Below are 17,978 nucleotides of genomic sequence, written 5' to 3'. Positions count from 1 at the left end.
TCAGACAAATTCGATCTCTCTTGTAAGGAAACGGATCAGCGCCACGAACGGTTGGCCTGTTCTGTGGCCAGCCCCGAGACAACGGCACCAATCAGGAATGCAATCAGGATTTCCGGATAAATCAGCAGCTTACCGTACTCAATCCCGATTTTGAAAATGGCCAGTATGGCCTCGAACGGGCCACCGTAACGATTGCGCATGGCAAGCCGGAACATTTCATAACAGCCCTGCACGAACAGCGCCCAGAAAATCAGCGAGGCGACACCAGTCAGCCCATTGTTGATCGCAGCAGTCCAACCGCGCCCGGCCCGCTTACCCATGATGCCCCACCCGCAAACCGCACCAAGGGCCATGTTGACCACGGTAAAGTACCCATAATCCTTACCTTCTTCACCGTTTTCGATGATCATGCCAGAGACAATGAAGGCCAGCACGATGAGGCAAACGGCGGCTACGAGACGCGAGGCAGTGGGCATATAACGGTCCGTCAGTTAACTTGCTTTGCTACGGTGATCTGTGTCACATCGCAATTGCGCGTGTCAAAGGCTGCGCCACATGCCGTCAAATAATAATTCCACATGCGGCGAAAACGCTCATCAAACCCCAGATCTGCGATCTGTTCCCATTTTGCGTTGAACGTTTCATACCACCGCCGCAGTGTCAGGTCGTAACTTTTGCCGAATTCTTTCGACTTCACCACATTCAGACCGGCCTGATTGATCTGTTGCCGCAGGATCGAAGGTGATGGGAGCATTCCGCCCGGAAAGATGTATTTCTGAATGAAATCTACACCGTTCTTGTAGTAATCCCAGCGGTGGTCACCCACCGTTATGATTTGCAAGGTCGCTTGCGCCCCCGGCTTCAGTCTCTCGCGAACGGTTTCAAAATAAACCGGCCAGTATTTTTGGCCCACCGCCTCGAACATCTCGATTGAGGCGATGCCATCATATTGTCCACGCTCGTCACGATAGTCCTGCAACTTGAACGTCACTTGATCCGAAAGTCCTGCTTTTTCAATACGCTCTTTCGCATATTTAAATTGTTCCTCACTGATCGTAAGGCCGGTTACATGCAGGCCCCGTTCTTTCGCGGCATATTCGGCAAAACCGCCCCATCCGCATCCGATTTCCAGAATGTGGTCGCCGGGTTTGGCCCCCATCTCATCGACAAGGCTGGCGTATTTGGCAGTTTGCGCCTTCTCCAGACTTTCTTGCCCGGTCTCAAAAATGGCACTGGAATAGGTCATCGTGTCATCCAGCCACAAACCGTAGAAGTCGTTACCTAGATCATAGTGGTACGAGATATTCTTCTTCGCCTGCGTCCTGTTATTACGGTGAAGCCAGAACCGCAGCCGTTCATAGGCCTGAACAATAAATTTCCCAGTGAATCCGTCATAGACGGTCTCAGACCCCAAATGGACCAGATCCATGAATGAGCGGAGGTCTGGCGTGCTCCAATGTCCCTCAAGGTAGGCATCAGAAAAACCCAGTTCGCCTTCGCGGATCAGGCGGGCAAAAACATCTCCGTTGTGAATGTCGATCTGGGCGACGGGCCCTGCCTTGGGCCCTTCAGCGCGAAAAGTGCGGCCATCGGGCAATGTAATGTCCAACCGCCCCGACTCCATTCGGGTCAGCATCTTGAAGACCTGGGCGAAATACCTGGGCAGATCCGACTGCCCCTCTGTCGTCGTCAGCACCATCCGCTCTCCCCTCTGCGGTACAGTTATCAGGCTAGGGCGCGATTTTGTTTCTGGCAAGTTTTCAGTTCCTTAGTGGGATTTTCGGCTTTCATACGCACGCAAGGCGCGGTTTCGACCGTCCGCCAGTTTCACGACAGGTTCGGGATAATCCGCCTGCGGACACAGGTTCCATGACCGGGGAACCGCAGCAAAATAAGAAAGCGCAATGTCACTGGGTTTCGTCTGGCCTTCGGCGATCCAGCGCCGCAGGTAAGACCCCTGCGGATCAAACTTTTCCGCCTGCGTTTGAGGGTTGAATATGCGAAAGAAAGGTGCCGCGTCGGGGCCTGACCCAGCAACCCACTGCCAGCCCATGGTGTTACAGGCCGGGTCCCAGTCAATCAGGCAATCCTCGAACCAACTCATCCCGATTTTCCAGTGTGTCATCAGATGTTTGGTCAGGTAGCTGGCAACAATCATCCGGGCCCGATTATGCATACGGCCTGTCACATACATCTGTCGCAGGCCAGCATCGACGACAGGAATTCCGGTTCGGGCCTGCCTCCAGGCGGCAACTTCAGGATGGTGCGGATCGACGTTCCAGGGGAAATCATCCCATTCCGCTTTCCAGTTTTCGGTCAGCAGATGCGGTGAGTGATACATCAGGTGATAGGCAAACTCACGCCAGACCATCTGCCGCAGAAATGCCTCAGTGCCGGGGGTTCCCATCATCGCAGCCTGTTGAACCCTGTGCCAGACTGTACGTGGCCCGATCTCGCCCAATGAAAGGTATTCTGACAGGTTTGATGTTCCTTCCAAATCCAATCGGTCACGGTCAGTGGAATAACGGGGGACATGGTCGAGAAAGTGCTCAAGGCGATCGCGGGCGGCCTGCTCGCCGGGTTGGACATGGGGACGCACGATTGCAGCACCCCGATTCATGTCCGCACCCATCTGCCAGGTGCTAAGTCTGTCACTGGAAGGCCAAGTCGCTGGCGCTGCCAAGCGTGACACCAACGCATCCGGCGCGGGCACGTCCCGCCGCTGAACCGCGCGCCACATAGGGGTGTAGACACGAAACGGCTGGCCCTGTTTTGTTGATACCGTCCAGGGCTCAAAAAGCAAATGACCGGAAAAAGACTTTGCGCATACCCCCAGTTCGGTCAGAGCCGTTTTGATCTGTGTATCGCGTGTGATCGACGCCGGATCATAGGCCCGCGACCAAAAAACAGCCTTTGCGCCCGTCTCTTTAACAAGTGTCTGCAAATGCTCAAGCGCATCTCCACGCCGCAGGATCAGTCGGCTACCCAGCCTCGTCAGAGCGTCGCTAAAGACCTCCAGACCCAGCCCCAACCGCCATTTCGGGGCCGCGCCAAGGTGTCGCACAAGAGGGTCATGAACAAAAACTGGTATGATCGGACGACCGCTTGAGACAGCTGCAGTTAATGCCGGATGGTCCGACAGGCGCAGATCCCGTCGGAACCATAAGATGATCGGAGAATGCTCGTTTTCCATATCCGCCCTGTGGTTTTCTTCATTCTACGAATCCCGGCGGAAAGTGGATTACAAAACGCGTTCAAGCGCCTCCAAAAGCTGATCAACCTCCTGCTGCGAGGTATAATGCGTAAAGCTGACCCGCAAAACGCCCTGTGCCGGATCTACTCCTATCGCTTTCAAGGGGCGCACAGCATAAAAGTCGCCGCCTCCGGCCATAACGCCGTATTGCGCCAGTTCCGCTGCAACAGGTTCAGCCGGGCGGTTCAACGACAGCGCAACGGTCGGCGCGCGCCGGGTGGCGTCTGATGTGCCGATCAGACGCACCGCATTGCGATCCTTTACCGCATCCAGAACCGGTTGCAATAAGGACACCTCATGCGCTCTCATCAGATCATGGGCAAAGGCACCCTGCTCTGCCGCGTCCATGTCAGGCCCACCGTGATGAGCACACAGGAGCTCGACGTAATCGGCCATACCTGCACTTGCCGCAATCTGGGCATGATCCGGGCCCGCCGGGGTAAAGCGTTTATACAGAACATCGGCGTTGAAATAATGCGCCTGGTTGGGCAACAACTCTCCTAATGTTCGGCGAATGACCATGCAGCCTTGATGAGGGCCGTAAGTTTTATAGGCCGAAAACAGATAGATATCCGGTCCCAGATCGCCAATATTCGGAAAACCATGTGGGGCATAAGATACGCCGTCCACACAGACAAATGCGCCTGCAGCGTGGGCAATCGCAGTGATCTCGGTGACCGGGTTAATTTCTCCCACGACATTGGAACAATGCGGGAAACAGACCAGACGCACTTTTTCGTCCAACATGTTTTCCAGATCCTGCGGGTTCAGTGATCCGGTCTCCGGATCGATCTGCCACTCCCGCACCTCAATCCCTGCCTCGGCCAGACGGCGCCAAGGGCCCGAATTTGCCTCGTGATCCTGATTGGTCACGACAATCGCCTCGCCAGGTTTCATCCACTGCCGGAATGCCTGCGCCAAAACATAGGTGTTTTGAGTTGTCGATGGGCCAAAGCTCAGCTCATCGGTTTCAACACCCAGTATGGCGGCCATGCGCGTGCGTGCCTCATCCATCTCTGCGCCTGCAAGACGGCTGGCCTCGTACGGGGCGTAGGGCTGAACCTTTCGCTGTGTATAGAACCGAGTCAGACGGTCGATCACCGGCTTGCAGGTATAAGACCCGCCCGCGTTCTCAAAAAACGCCTGTCCTTTCAGGCTGGGTTCGGAAAAAGCCGGAAACTGTGCCCGAACGAAATTGATATCCAGAGAGCTCATGCCTCATTGCTCCTTAGTTGTGCTGTCATATCAACAAGATGCCCGCTCATGTTTCCGGACATCTCAGAAATCATGGCAGGTCTTCCAGCCCAGCCTGTGCTTGCGTCATGGACTGACGAAACACCGGGCAGCCCTTCACCGCAGAAGGACACCGTTACTTAGACAGCGCCATCCGCGACCGTCAAGCTGAAGCAAAAGAAAAAGCCCCGGCGGGACTGCCAGGGCTGAGTTGCTCATACTCTGGGCCAAGTCTCGTTCGGGCCTCAACCCTGAACCTTGGTATACGTCCCCTCGCCTGCAAGAATACCACGGAAACCACCGGGCTCATCCAGACCGAAGACGATCAGAGGCAGGTTGTTGTCACGCGCCAGCGCGATGGCCGACGCATCCATGACCCGCAAGCGCTTGGCCAGAACGTCGTCATAGGTGACCGTGTCATAGCGCACCGCGTCGGCATGTTGCTTGGGATCCTTGTCGTAAACGCCGTCGACACCGTTCTTGCCCATGAAAATCGCCTCGCATGCCATTTCATTGGCGCGCAATGTCGCCGCGGTGTCGGTGGTGAAATACGGGTTACCGGTTCCGGCAGCAAAGATGCACACCCTTTTCTTTTCAAGGTGCCGCACGGCACGACGGCGGATATAGGGCTCGCACACCTCATCCATCCGAATGGCCGAGATAACCCGCGTGAACACCCCAATCTCTTCCAGGGCTGACTGCATACCCAGTGCGTTCATCACCGTGGCCAACATCCCCATATAGTCTGCTGTGGTCCGCTCCATACCCTGAGCAGACCCACTCAGGCCCCGGAAAATGTTTCCGCCACCGATAACCATGCAGATCTCAACACCCAGATCGTGAACCGATTTCACCTCTTGCGCGATGCGCTGAACGGTTGGAGGGTGCAGGCCAAAGCCCTGATCCCCCATCAATGCCTCTCCTGAAATTTTCAACATGACACGTTTGTATGTGGTTTTCGGGGTTTCGGCAGTTTCAGAAGACGGGGAAAGGCTCATGTTGCGCTCCGGGCTGGCACGGGGTTAATTTCCGGCGCAAAATGAAGCAAAAGCTCCGCAGGTTCAATGCGGTTGGTGAGGATTGAGGCAACCGCATATGACCCGGCGATCAACAGACGCGATATTTCGGAAATTGCCCCCTATTCCCGATGACAAGCCTGTCCTGATTGCAGGGCCCACAGCATCCGGGAAATCAGCGCTGGCACTGGAGATCGCCGAACGCCATGGCGGGGTCATCGTCAATGCCGATGCAAGTCAGGTTTATGATTGTTGGCGCGTGATTTCGGCCCGACCATCTGCCGAAGAAGAAGAACGCGCACCGCATCTGCTCTATGGTCACATCGCCTATGATCAGGATTATTCAGCCGGTCACTGGCTGCGTGAAGTGGTGCCACTGCTGACCGGGAGCCAGCGGCCAATCATCGTCGGCGGCACAGGATTGTATTTCACGGCCCTGACCGAAGGCATGGCCGAGATCCCTGCTACCCCAGTGCAGGTGCGGGCCGAAGCAGACTTACTGACCCTTGCTGATCTTGTTGCCGGGGTTGACGAACAGACTCTGGCTGGTCTGGATATACAGAACCGCGCGCGCGTGCAGCGCGCTTGGGAAGTGCAGCGTGCCACGGGGCGCAGCCTGATGTCCTGGCAGGCCGATACTCCACCGCCAATCTTACGGCTGAAAGATGTGGTTCCAATCGTTTTCGACGTCGACAAAGCGTGGCTTCTGAACCGGATTGAACGCCGTTTTGACCAGATGCTGGAACTGGGCGCAATCGACGAAGTTCGCGCCATGCGGGATCGTTTCGACCCCGTTCTTCCCGCCTGCAAAGCCATTGGTGTGCCAGAGCTTATGGCCTATCTGGATGGAAAACTGACTTTGGATCAGGCCCGTGAAAGGGCCACGATCTCGACCAGGCAATTTGCCAAACGCCAACGCACGTGGTTCCGGGCCAGAATGAAAACATGGAATCACGTTGATTTCTCAAAGTGATATCTGGTGTTGTTCATTCCACAAGATTTGACAACCAAAGTAAACGGATCAACGGAAACGAATTAGTTTTTCGTCTGTTATCAGTGATTTGACACAGAATCTCCGCAAGGATTTCTCCTGACGAAGCGCCACATGACAAAATCCGCGCCAAAGTATCAACACTGCGGGAACGTCGCTTTTGTGCATTTTATGTCGATTCCGAACGTTGACGTTAAGTGAATTCTGGTGCCGAATAGCGGCATGGGGATGCACAGAGTCCAAAAACCGGAACCCTTCTTTCTTTCGACAGGACAAGCCCGTGTCGCTTAGAACAATAACAAATCAACAAAATCAATGTCACAGGGAGACATTTATGACCAATACGGCAATCACCACAGACAAGGTGCACTGGGCGGCCGAGATGCACGCGCAGGAATACCGTGACGGCAAGCTTAGCCGCCGGGAATTTCTGGCCCGCGCGACGGCGCTGGGTGTCGCGGTACCGGCAGCCTATGGATTGATCGGTCTGCAGTCGCCTGCGGCGGCGCAAGAGCCGCAGCGCGGCGGCACCATCCGCTATCAGATGGAAGTGCGCGCGCTCAAAGATCCGCGGACTTATGACTGGACGCAAATTGCTACTTTCACAGCAGGCTGGCTGGAGTACCTCGTCGAATACAACAACGACGGCTCGTTCAAGCCGATGCTGCTGGAAAGCTGGGAAGCCAACGCCGATGCCACCGAATACACATTGAACGTTCGCAAGGGCGTAAAGTGGAACAATGGCGACGATTTCACAGCCGAAGACGTGGCCCGCAACATCGCAGGATGGTGCGACGCTGGTCTGGAAGGCAACTCGATGGCATCGCGTATGGCGTCGCTTATCGACGAAAGCACTCAGCAAGCTGCGGACGGTGCAATCACCGTTGTCGACTCCCATACTGTCAAACTGAAGTGCAACGCGCCTGACATCACGATCATCCCGGGCATGGCGGACTATCCCGCTCCTATCGTTCATAGCAGCTTTGATGCAAACGACATGCTTTCAAACCCGGTCGGCACAGGCTTCATGCTGCCCGACAGCCACGAAGTTGGCGTCAAAGGCGTGCTGGTCCGCAACGAAGGCTTCGAATGGTGGGGTTATGAGGCTGGCAAAGGCGGCTATATAGACCGCATCGAGTTCATCGACTACGGCACTGACCCGGCTGCATTCCTTGCGGCTTATGAGGCCGAAGAGATCGACATGAACTGGGAGTCTGTTGGCGAATTCGTCGACATCTTCGACGGCATTGGGCTTGTGCGCTCGGAAATCCCGTCGGGCTTCACCATCGTTATCCGACCGAACCAGTTGGCGGAGGACGAAAACGGTAACAAAATCTACGGCGACAAGCGCGTTCGTCAGGCTTTAGCCATGGCGGTGGACAACGAAGTGTGTCTGGAACTGGGTATGTCGGGTTATGGCATTCCGGCTGACAACTGCCACGTCGGGCCAATGCACCCTGAACATGACTCGGCCGTAACTCGCATTCCGTATGATCCTGCCGGCGCGAAAGCCCTGATGGACGAAGCGGGTATGGGTGACTTTGAGCATGAAGTGCAATCGATCGACGATGACTGGCGTCGTAACACCACAGCTGCGGTTGTAGCGCAACTGAACGACGCTGGCATCAAGGCCAAGCACACAGTTCTGCCGGGATCAACTTTCTGGAACGACTGGACGAAATACGCCTTCTCGTCGACGAACTGGAACCACCGCCCATTGGGCACCCAGGTTCTGGCGCTGGCCTACAAGTCAGGTGTTGCCTGGAATGAATCAGGTTTTGCCAATGCAGAGTTCGACGCCTTGTTGTCTGAAGCAAACTCGATCGCGGACGTAGATAAGCGTCGCGAAGTGATGGCCAAACTGCAGGCGATCATGATCGACGAAGGTGTCACGATCCAACCTTATTGGCGGACTGCGATGCGCCATCATCGCGACAATTTGGTGGGTGTTGAAAAGCATATCGCTGACCTGCCGCAGCTTTATAAGTTCGGCTTTACGTCCTGAGCCAAAACACAAAAGGCCGCGCCACCTCGGCGCGGCCTCTTCTTCCTGAATGCGGCGAACAAATAATAACAGCTAAGCGTGGCGTTCCATGAAACCCGCGCTAGCCGACCCACAGGGGCAAATATGGGACTTTTCATTCTAAGGCGCGTTGGCATCATGCTGTTGACGGCATTGTGTCTGACATTCCTGGTTTTCTTCTTAACCAACCTCTATCCGAACCTCGAAAAGCTGGCGAAAACGCAGGGCAACTTTCGGATGTCGGATGAGCAGGTTGAGAGCTACCTGAACAAAAATGGTTACCTCCAATCCACTCCGATAAAATACGGCGAATGGCTGGGTGTCCTGCCCTCATATCGGTACACGAATGAAGACGGAACCGTTCAGGGAAGATGCATTCTGCCGGGCAAAACCGCCGAGGAATCTCCGAATTTTTGCGGAATCCTGCAAGGGTATTGGGGCTATTCGACCGTCTTCAAAGAAGAGGTTTCGACCGTTGTTGGCAACAGATTGGCTCTGACTGGCCGTCTGATGCTCTGGGTCATGCTGCTGATGGTTCCGTCTGCGTTGATCCTTGGTGTTTTGGCAGGAATGAAAGAAGGATCTGCCACCGACAGGACGTTGTCGACCTTCGCCATCACAACGACGGCGACACCGGAATACGTCTCGGGCGTGATCTTTATCGCCATCTTCACCTCTTCTGCAGTTGGATTGAAGTGGTTCAAGGGTACGGCCACGCAAGCGATGGAGAACCCGACCTTTGAAAACTTCTTCCTGCCGGTCCTGACCATTGCGCTTTATGGGATGGGTTATATTGCCCGGATGACCCGCGCCTCGATGACTGAAGTGATGACCGCCCAATATATCCGGACGGCGCGTCTGAAAGGTGTGTCCTTCCCCAATATCGTCATGAAACATGCGCTGCGTAATGCGCTGATCGCACCGTTCACCGTCATCATGCTGCAATTCCCCTGGCTGCTGAATGGCGTGGTGATCGTCGAGACCCTGTTCAACTACAAGGGCTTCGGCTGGGCGCTGGTTCAGGCCGCGGGCAATAACGACATTCAGCTGTTACTGGCAATTTCGGTCGTGTCGGTCTTTGTGGTGCTGGTGACCCAGCTGATCTCTGATATCGGCTATGTCTACCTCAACCCGCGCATACGCATTTCTTAAGGAGGGTTAGATCATGGAACCACTTACCTGGACCGGCTCTATCGCCTTCCTGAACCCGCTTTTTGCACTTGGCCTTGCGCTGATGCTCTTGTCCATTGCCGTATGGATGCTGGCCAGCATCGTGCTGCCCGAAGACCAGATGACGGTGAACCCGGACGGTACGTTGAGCTCAAGCTCAGGCCTGCGGACACTGATACAATTGGCGCTGCGTTACAGTTTCCTGGCCAGTGTAGGAATCGCACTCGCCTATATTGTGCTAGGCGTTCTGATGGGCACCAGCGCCGGAATAATTGGCGCCATGTCCCAGCAGTTTTTGCCCGTATGGGTGTCTTTGATCATCCTTTATGCCATGTCGATCGCTTTCAAACGCAAGCTTGGCCTCTACGGCAAACTGTTTGACAGTCCAATCGGCATGATTGGCTTTGGCCTTGTGATGTTCTGGGTCTTCACCGGGATTTTCGGCGCGATGGATCTGATCGTTACACATGATCCGCTGTCGCAGGTCTCGGGCATGAAGAACAAAGTGCCAGGGACGCCACTGTCCAATCTGGAGGACGGTCAATACGCCTGGTATCTGCTGGGTGGCGACAACCTGGCCCGCGACGTGTTCAGCCGCATGGTCAAAGGGGCTTGGATTGTTGTTCAGATCGCCCCGCTTGCCACGATATTTGCCTTCATGGTTGGCATCACGCTGGGTCTGCCGGCAGGCTACTACGGTGGTCGGCTGGATACTTTGCTGTCCTTCCTTGCAAACCTGATCCTGGCCTTCCCAGTGATCCTGCTGTTCTATCTGCTGGTCACACCTGAGATCGTTGCGACCGGTGTGCCGAACTACATGGCGGCTGTCTTGTTCGTATTCCCTATCATATTCCTCGGCGTGCTGCTGAACTCACGCTACTATACCAGACCGAACTTCCGAACACCGCTGCTGATCGGAGTTTTGGGGGTTGCAGGTTGGTTCTACCTGTCTCTGATTTCGACCGGTGGCTACATCATCAATACCGACGCCTATCGTATCTGGGGTCTGCCGACCTATCTGGATCTTTTCGATATTCCAGGCGGTATTCTGGTGGTCTTTGTCTCGGTGGTCTTTGTGAATTCGCCCACCGTGTTCCGCATTGTGCGCGGACTGGCGATGGACATCAAAACCCGTGACTATGTGGCGGCAGCACAAACCCGTGGCGAGGGTCCGTGGTACATCATGCTGTGGGAAATCCTGCCCAACGCGCGTGGCCCGCTGATCGTCGATTTCTGCCTGCGCATTGGCTATACCACCATTCTTCTGGGAACCTTAGGTTTCTTTGGGCTGGGCCTGCCGCCCGAAAGCCCTGACTGGGGGTCGACGATCAACGAGGGGCGCAAGCTTTTGTCGATCTACCTGCACCCTGCTCTGCCGCCCGCGCTGGCCTTGTTGACGCTGGTTCTGGGTCTGAACCTGCTGGCCGACGGTTTGCGCGAAGAAAGCCTGAAGGACTGATGTGAAAGCGCCCGGGGGGCCAGCCCCCCGGACCCCCCGAGATATTTTTAGCCAGATGAATGGGATCCCCTCGATCTGGTGAGGAGATACAAGATGAGCAAGATGGCGGATTATGACGGCCCGATCCTTGAGATCGACAAGCTGTCGATTTCCTTCTTTACCCGCCTGCGGGAAATTCCGGCTGTGATGGATTTCTCAGTCAGCGTCCAACCCGGTGAAGCTGTTGGTCTGGTCGGTGAATCTGGTTGCGGTAAATCCACGGTGGCGCTGGGCGTCATGCAGGACCTTGGTAAAAACGGTCGCATCGTTGGCGGTACGATCAAGTTCAAGGGTCGTGATCTGGCGGAAATGAGTTCAGATGAATTGCGCGACATACGCGGCAATGAGATCGCGATGATCTATCAGGAGCCGATGGCCTCGCTGAACCCGGCGATGAAGATCGGCAAGCAGCTGATGGAAGTGCCCATGATTCACGAGGGCGTCAGCGCAGAAGAAGCGTATTCGCGCGCTCTGGAAGTTGTCACCGATGTGCGCCTGCCGGACCCCGAGCGAATGCTCAACTCGTTCCCGCACCAGCTGTCAGGCGGTCAACAGCAGCGCATCGTGATCGCGATGGCCTTGATGTCGAAACCGGCGCTGCTGATCCTTGACGAACCAACAACGGCACTTGACGTGACGGTTGAGGCTGCCGTGGTCGAGCTGGTGAAGGATCTGGGCAAGAAATACGGCACCTCGATGCTGTTCATTTCGCACAACCTCGGTCTGGTTCTGGAAACCTGTGACCGGCTTTGCGTGATGTATTCAGGTGAGGCGGTCGAGCGCGGCTCGATCAAGGATGTGTTTGATGAGATGCAGCATCCTTATACGCAGGCCCTGTTCCGGTCGATCCCGCTGCCGGGGGCCGACAAGAATTCGCGCCCGCTGGTGGCTATACCGGGGAACTTTCCTCTACCCCATGAGCGGCCCCCTGGTTGTAATTTCGGCCCGCGCTGCGACTATTTCGAAGAGGGTCGCTGTGACGCCAAGGACATACTGATGGAGGCGGTTCCCGGAAATGACCGGCACCATACCCGTTGCCTGAAATTCAAAGAGATCGACTGGAACGCACCGATCACGGTGGGTGAACAGAAAGAGAAAGGTGAGATCGGCAGGGTCGTTCTGAAGATGGACAACCTCAAAAAATACTATGAGGTTGCGGCAAACGCCCTGTTCGGCGGTGGCGAAAAGAAGGTTGTGAAAGCAAACGAAACGCTCAGTTTCGAGGCGCATGAATCCGAGACGTTGGCCATTGTGGGCGAATCCGGTTGCGGCAAATCCACGTTCGCCAAAGTTTTGATGGGTCTTGAGACGGCCACGGACGGGCAGATCCTTCTGGACAACCGCAATATCGAACAAGTGCCCATAGAAGAGCGTGACGCAAAGACCGTTGGTGAAGTTCAGATGGTGTTTCAGAACCCGTTCGACACGCTGAACCCGTCAATGACCGTCGGGCGCCAGATCATCCGGGCATTGGAGATCTTCGGTGTTGGTAATTCCGAGGCCGATCGCAAGAAGCGGATGCTGGAACTGCTGGATCTGGTGAAACTTCCGCGCGCCTTTGCAGACAGGATGCCGCGTCAGCTGTCAGGTGGCCAGAAGCAACGCGTTGGTATCGCGCGCGCCTTTGCTGGTGATGCGCGCATCGTGGTGGCCGACGAGCCCGTATCAGCGCTGGACGTTTCCGTGCAAGCTGCGGTGACCGACCTGCTGATGGAAATTCAGCGCGTGCACAAAACCACGTTGCTGTTCATCAGCCATGACCTTTCCATCGTGCGATACCTCAGCGACCGGGTAATGGTGATGTATCTGGGCCACGTGGTCGAGCTGGGCACAACTGACCAGGTTTTTGCACCCCCCTACCACCCTTATACCGAAGCGCTGCTGAGTGCTGTTCCCATCGCCGATACATCGGTCGAAAAGCAGCACATCGTACTGGAGGGTGATATCCCTTCGGCCATGAACCCGCCACCGGGATGCCCGTTCCAGACACGGTGTCGCTGGAAGTCCGAAGTGCCTGACGGTCGCTGTGAGTCGCATGTACCGCCAGTGCAGACATTGGCCGAGGGTCATCAGGTAAAGTGCCACTTGTCCGAAGAGGTGCTGGCACGGATGCAACCCGTGATCAAAGTCGCGGCTGAATAGGTTTGCGGATCTTTACTGGAAAGGGCCGGTCGTTGACCGGCCCTTTCTGTGAGCGCCGCGTGTCACGAGGAGACCGGCGACGCTTGTGAGTGGTGGTTCCCTACAAGACTCTCAGCCGGTCATGACGTTGTTGCCGAAATGCATGAACTCCTGATCCATGCCTGAAATCTCTCCGGCCTCCAGTTTCAGGCTGGCACTGTCAAGCATCTGATAGCTTTTCTGCCCCTTTACCCACTCGTCCGCAGATTGCAGCGTGGTCAGCGTGTAAGACGTGACTTCATTCAGGTAATGGGTTGGGATAATGATCTTGGGCTTTAGCTTGGCCACGATGTCATTACCCTGATCGAAACTCAGGATATGTTGCGACCCGTCTACCGGCAGGGTCAGAACATCGACCTGTCCGACGGCGTCCCAAAACTCCTGCGGTGGGTTATGGCGATTGTCACCCCAGATCAGCGTACGAATGCCGCCTGTTTCCACCAGATAGACCACCATATCCATATGACCCACATTGTTCGGTGGGCAGGCATCGACCCCAAACTCGGCCAGTGCATTGGTCCAGTTGTACCACCCCGGCGCCACGCAGGCATGTTTATCAGCAAAACCAGTGATCTTGATATCGGCGAACTCGAAATTGCCCACCATCCTGTCCAGAACCATGGTCGAGCTTGGGCGTTCGATCGCGTCGTGATCAAAATGCGCGTGGGTCGACAGGGTAATGTCTACCGGAATCTGGGGGAATTCATTGCGGAACCAAAGCCCCCACGCGCCCGACGGGTCATCACGCCAGGGGTCAAGCAGGACCGTTGCGCCGTTGGGCGAAGTGATCTTGATGGCGCAATGGCCATAATAATCGATACCGACAACTCCGGCACTGGCCTGACCCGTCGATCCCTGCAGGTCAATCACATGGTTATTGTTCCCTGGCTGCAACCAGGCTTGCGATTGCGCTTCGGCCGGTTTCGCCCCCAGCACTGAAGCGGTCGCGCCAACACCGGCAGCACCTGCCGCCATGAAAAATGACCGCCGAGACAAACCCGGTGCCAGATGATCCCTGTCCCCTTTCAGGATGGTCGGCTTCAGATCCTTGCGATCCATATCTATGTACCTCTCTGTTGGACGTGCGCCTTTTTTCCGCACCTCATCCCAAAAGGTAACAAGCTAAAGCACATCGGCTCAGACCGAAAAAATAGGGGTGGAATATGGGGGCAATCCCCATATTCGACATTCACGAAATCGAGAGCAAGTGACTGCGCAGGTTTTTATCCCGGCCCTCAAGTCCAAGTTTTCGGCGAATGTTGTTGCGGTGAAAATCGATTGTCGACGTCTCTCGGGACAGGGCCTTGGCTATGTCCTTCGTGGTTCTCCCAAACATGACCATCTGAGCAATTTCCATTTCTGTCGGGGTCATTGCCGCAAAGGCATCCGTCAACTTGTCAGACAGCGAAGACGTGATCTCGTTCAGGTTCTTCTCGGCCAGCTCAAGATAGACAAACTGCGCCTCATCCCCTGAAAGCTGCGCCCGAACCTTTTCAAGATACGGCAAAACTCTGCTGCGAACCTGCTCGACGATTTCGTGATCCCGGTTCTTGCGGTCATCGTCGAGACTTGAGAGCAATACGCGCAACGCTGTGTTCGTCTCCTGCAGCTCTCGGGTTCGATCCGAAACACGCGTTTCAAGCTGGGCAAGTGTTTCGTTCAGTTTCTCTTCCAACGCGCGTCTCAGATAAACCTCTTGCAACAAAGCCAAATCCGACTCGACCATGCGCGCGAACTGCGCCAACCCCTCACGGAATAACAAGGCCCGCCGGTTCTGTTTACGGTCCAGAACACAGATTGTGCCGAACACCGATCCATCGGGCCATTTCAGCGGTAAGCCGATGTAAAAGGTCATTCCGTGTTCCAGGTCGTCGTTGTCCGCCCAAACCGGATCACATTTGGCGTCTTCGACCACCAACTCTCCGTCACGCTCCAGAACACCCTTACAGTATAGCTTGGGGTTCAACTGGAAACTCAGACCGACCGGATATGGATTCTCGGGGTGATCGGATGTGATCAAAACCGCATGATCCGGCGCGTCGGTTTTCATGATCAGGCTTGCGGGCACGTCGGCCAGTTCTGCGACCAGATCAACAAGTTGCTGCCAGTTTGCCAGCGTTTCTTTGGGAATCTGCGGATGATCAACAGGCATGAGGGGCCTCACCAGTTACTGGGCGATACCCTGTCAGGTTAGTTGGAGGCGTTGCACTGAATCAAGAATACGACACTCTGCAGCGCAGCATCAGTTTCAGCCGCCCCAGATAACCTTCACGTAGTTCTGGGTTTCCTTGTACGGCGGGATCCCACCGTGCTTTTCAACCGCATCAGGACCCGCGTTATAGGCCGCCAGCGCCAAAGGCCACGATTTGAACTTGCGGTACTGCCAGGACAGATATCTGGCACCGCCTTCGAGGTTCTGCTTGGGATCATGCGGGTTTACGCCCAAAAGCTCGGCCGTTTGTGGCATAAGCTGCGCCAATCCCAACGCACCTTTATGTGACTTCGCCTGTGGGTTCCATCCACTTTCCTGCTGCACCAGACGCAAAAAGAGATCTTCAGGGATGTTGTGAAGGCGAGCAACACGCCGTGCGATTTCCAGATATTCTCCACGATATTTTCCTGAATACCGTTTGCTGACCTGATCACGCGTTGTTTTGGGTTTCAGCCGGGCCGAGTCGCGGTACTGGGTTGCCGCACGAGAATCCAGAACCTTCGCCTGTTTCAGGAAGATATCCTTGCGGCTTTTGCTGGACAATGTTTGTGCCTGCACCGGCGCAACGGCCAATACAAGGCAGGCAACGGAAAACCCAGCAACCCAAGAACGCATCTTTGCTTATCCTGCTCGATCAAAACCAGTGGGAGTATAGGTATTCCCGCAAAAAATGAAAGCTTGGTAAATAGTACAGTAAGACTCTTATTCGACAGTGTTGTATCAACTGTTTTCAACCATGATGCAGGCCGTATAGGGTCTCACGAAACTCATTGCGTCAGATTCGGCGCATTTACGCAGAACAGAACGAGGATTTACATGGCGGGTTCAGTCAACAAGGTCATTCTGGTGGGAAATCTTGGCCGCGACCCCGAGGTCCGGTCGTTCCAGAACGGCGGCAAAGTGTGCAACCTGCGCATTGCCACCTCGGAGAACTGGAAAGACCGCAACACAGGTGAGCGGCGCGAACGGACAGAGTGGCATTCGGTTGCCATCTTCTCGGAACCGCTGGCCCGCATCGCCGAGCAATATCTGCGCAAGGGCAGCAAGGTTTATATCGAAGGCCAGCTGGAAACCCGCAAATGGCAGGATCAATCCGGTCAGGATCGGTATACGACCGAGGTTGTCCTACGCCCCTATCGCGGGGAACTGACCCTGCTGGACGGTCGTGGTGAAGGCGGTGGCGGCAGCGGCGGCGGTTATGGTGGTGGCCAGGCCGGTGGCGGTTACGATGACCCCTATGGCGGTCCTTCCAGCTCTGCGGCACCAGCCTCGGGCGGAATCGACGATGACGAGATTCCGTTCTAACCAAAGCGGAGTAACAATATGACATGGTCCTTCTCTCTCGGCCGATTGCTCGGGTCCGAACTGAGGGTCCATGTCACCTTTTTTCTGCTGCTCGCTTGGGTCGGTTTTGCCGCATTCTCGGCCGGTGGCCTGCCAGCCGCGATTGAGAACCTTCTCTTTGTTCTGGCCCTGTTTGCCTGCGTTGTCGCGCATGAGTTCGGTCACGCTCTTATGGCGCGGCGCTATGGTATCAAAACCCCCGACATCACCCTTCTGCCCATCGGTGGCCTGGCCCGACTTGAGAGAATGCCGGAAAAACCGATGCAAGAGGTTCTGGTGGCGCTTGCGGGTCCGGCAGTGAATATCGCTATCTTCATTGGCCTTGCCGTGCTTGGTGCAGGGATGCCGCTTGAGACCCTCGCGCAATTGGAATCACCAAATGTGAGAATTTTGGACAAGCTGGCCTATATCAATCTGCTTTTGGCCATCTTCAACTTGATCCCGGCCTTCCCAATGGATGGAGGCCGCGTTTTTCGCGCCCTTCTGTGTTTGCGCGTGAATCGCGTCAAAGCCACCCGAATTGCAGCGGTTGGTGGCCAGATTGTCGCTGTCGGGTTTGGATTTCTAGGGCTGAGCTCTGGCAATCCAATTCTGGTATTGATCGCCGTATTCGTGTTCTTTGCAGCGAATGCAGAAAGCCAGGATGTCGCTTTGCGATCCGCGGTCCGCCGTGTTCTGGCTCGTGACGCGATGATCACTGAATTTCATGCCCTGTCCCCCAGCGATACGCTAAGCACAGCTGCGCAAGCCGTCATTCACACCACACAGCACGAGTTTCCGGTACTGGACCCAAATCACACTTTGCTGGGCTTTGTGACACGCGATCGCCTGTTCACCGCTCTGGCAAGCGACCAGCCCAGAACTGCGCCCGCGACCTCGATCATGGATGCTAACGTTCCCACAGTCTTGCTGACAACCGGCCTTGAGGACGTACTGGAACACCTGCACAATGGTGCGCCGGCGATTGCAGTTCTGAGCCATGGCGGTCGTATGATCGGTTACATAACCCGCGAAAACATCGGCGAGCTGATGGTCATTCAGGGTCGTTAACCCCTGC

The 17,978-nt window shown here is 55.6% G+C and carries 15 protein-coding genes; 7 read left to right on the top strand and 8 right to left on the bottom strand.

The window, feature by feature from the left end:
• Positions 1–35: 35 nt before the first annotated feature.
• The 5 genes from AC2FNC_RS01245 to pyrH all read right to left on the bottom strand — a co-directional run bounded on the left by AC2FNC_RS01245 (position 36) and on the right by pyrH (position 5,484).
• Complete coding sequence (locus AC2FNC_RS01245; RefSeq protein WP_480553340.1) at positions 36–476, bottom strand: TrgA family protein; 441 nt, start codon at positions 474–476, stop codon at positions 36–38.
• A gap of 11 nt (positions 477–487) precedes the next feature.
• On the bottom strand, positions 488–1,699 hold the full coding sequence (locus AC2FNC_RS01240) for a class I SAM-dependent methyltransferase (RefSeq protein ID WP_480553338.1): 1,212 nt from the start codon (positions 1,697–1,699) through the stop codon (positions 488–490).
• Between the two features lie 69 nt (positions 1,700–1,768).
• On the bottom strand, positions 1,769–3,193 hold the full coding sequence (locus tag AC2FNC_RS01235) for a cryptochrome/photolyase family protein (RefSeq protein WP_496714410.1): 1,425 nt from the start codon (positions 3,191–3,193) through the stop codon (positions 1,769–1,771).
• A 48-nt stretch (positions 3,194–3,241) separates the two neighbouring features.
• Positions 3,242–4,468 (bottom strand): aminotransferase class V-fold PLP-dependent enzyme, encoded by a 1,227-nt coding sequence (locus AC2FNC_RS01230; protein ID WP_496714408.1) that lies wholly within the window; start codon positions 4,466–4,468, stop codon positions 3,242–3,244.
• A 263-nt stretch (positions 4,469–4,731) separates the two neighbouring features.
• Positions 4,732–5,484, bottom strand: coding sequence for a UMP kinase (gene pyrH, locus AC2FNC_RS01225; RefSeq protein ID WP_209504110.1), 753 nt, complete (start codon positions 5,482–5,484; stop codon positions 4,732–4,734).
• A 97-nt stretch (positions 5,485–5,581) separates the two neighbouring features.
• On the opposite strand from pyrH, the gene miaA reads away from it, so the two are divergent.
• The 5 genes from miaA to AC2FNC_RS01200 all read left to right on the top strand — a co-directional run bounded on the left by miaA (position 5,582) and on the right by AC2FNC_RS01200 (position 13,326).
• A complete protein-coding gene (gene miaA, locus AC2FNC_RS01220) occupies positions 5,582–6,475 on the top strand; it encodes a tRNA (adenosine(37)-N6)-dimethylallyltransferase MiaA (RefSeq protein ID WP_496714406.1) in 894 nt (297 codons plus the stop codon).
• Between the two features lie 352 nt (positions 6,476–6,827).
• The gene (locus AC2FNC_RS01215) at positions 6,828–8,498 is read left to right on the top strand and encodes an ABC transporter substrate-binding protein (RefSeq protein WP_480472425.1); all 1,671 of its coding nucleotides are present in this window, start codon (positions 6,828–6,830) and stop codon (positions 8,496–8,498) included.
• Positions 8,499–8,621: 123 nt separating this feature from the next.
• Complete coding sequence (locus tag AC2FNC_RS01210) at positions 8,622–9,668, top strand: ABC transporter permease (protein ID WP_480472422.1); 1,047 nt, start codon at positions 8,622–8,624, stop codon at positions 9,666–9,668.
• Between the two features lie 13 nt (positions 9,669–9,681).
• Positions 9,682–11,145: an ABC transporter permease gene (locus AC2FNC_RS01205; RefSeq protein ID WP_480472420.1), complete on the top strand. Its 1,464-nt coding sequence runs from the start codon at positions 9,682–9,684 to the stop codon at positions 11,143–11,145.
• Between the two features lie 93 nt (positions 11,146–11,238).
• Entirely contained in the window at positions 11,239–13,326 is a 2,088-nt protein-coding gene (locus AC2FNC_RS01200; RefSeq protein WP_480472418.1) for a dipeptide ABC transporter ATP-binding protein, read from the top strand.
• A gap of 111 nt (positions 13,327–13,437) precedes the next feature.
• Here the strand turns inward: AC2FNC_RS01200 and AC2FNC_RS01195 are convergent, their stop codons facing one another.
• From AC2FNC_RS01195 to AC2FNC_RS01185, 3 genes are all read right to left on the bottom strand, one after another.
• Positions 13,438–14,424 carry an MBL fold metallo-hydrolase gene (locus AC2FNC_RS01195; protein WP_480516796.1) on the bottom strand — a complete coding sequence of 329 codons (987 nt, stop codon included), beginning with the start codon at positions 14,422–14,424 and terminating at the stop codon, positions 13,438–13,440.
• 130 nt (positions 14,425–14,554) lie between these two features.
• Entirely contained in the window at positions 14,555–15,517 is a 963-nt protein-coding gene (locus tag AC2FNC_RS01190; protein ID WP_480516794.1) for a LuxR C-terminal-related transcriptional regulator, read from the bottom strand.
• Positions 15,518–15,613: 96 nt separating this feature from the next.
• Positions 15,614–16,192, bottom strand: a complete 579-nt coding sequence (locus tag AC2FNC_RS01185; protein ID WP_267363904.1) for a lytic transglycosylase domain-containing protein — start codon at positions 16,190–16,192, stop codon at positions 15,614–15,616.
• A gap of 201 nt (positions 16,193–16,393) precedes the next feature.
• On the opposite strand from AC2FNC_RS01185, the gene ssb reads away from it, so the two are divergent.
• Both ssb and AC2FNC_RS01175 read left to right on the top strand, forming a co-directional pair.
• Entirely contained in the window at positions 16,394–16,882 is a 489-nt protein-coding gene (gene ssb / locus AC2FNC_RS01180; protein ID WP_480472412.1) for a single-stranded DNA-binding protein, read from the top strand.
• An 18-nt stretch (positions 16,883–16,900) separates the two neighbouring features.
• The gene (locus AC2FNC_RS01175) at positions 16,901–17,971 is read left to right on the top strand and encodes a site-2 protease family protein (protein ID WP_496714402.1); all 1,071 of its coding nucleotides are present in this window, start codon (positions 16,901–16,903) and stop codon (positions 17,969–17,971) included.
• The last annotated feature ends 7 nt before the right edge of the window (positions 17,972–17,978 follow it).

This window comes from Ruegeria sp. BHSA123, from assembly GCF_059613425.1.
The sequence above is the reverse complement of the archived record's forward strand: the minus strand, read 5'-3'. Positions and strand labels throughout refer to the sequence as shown.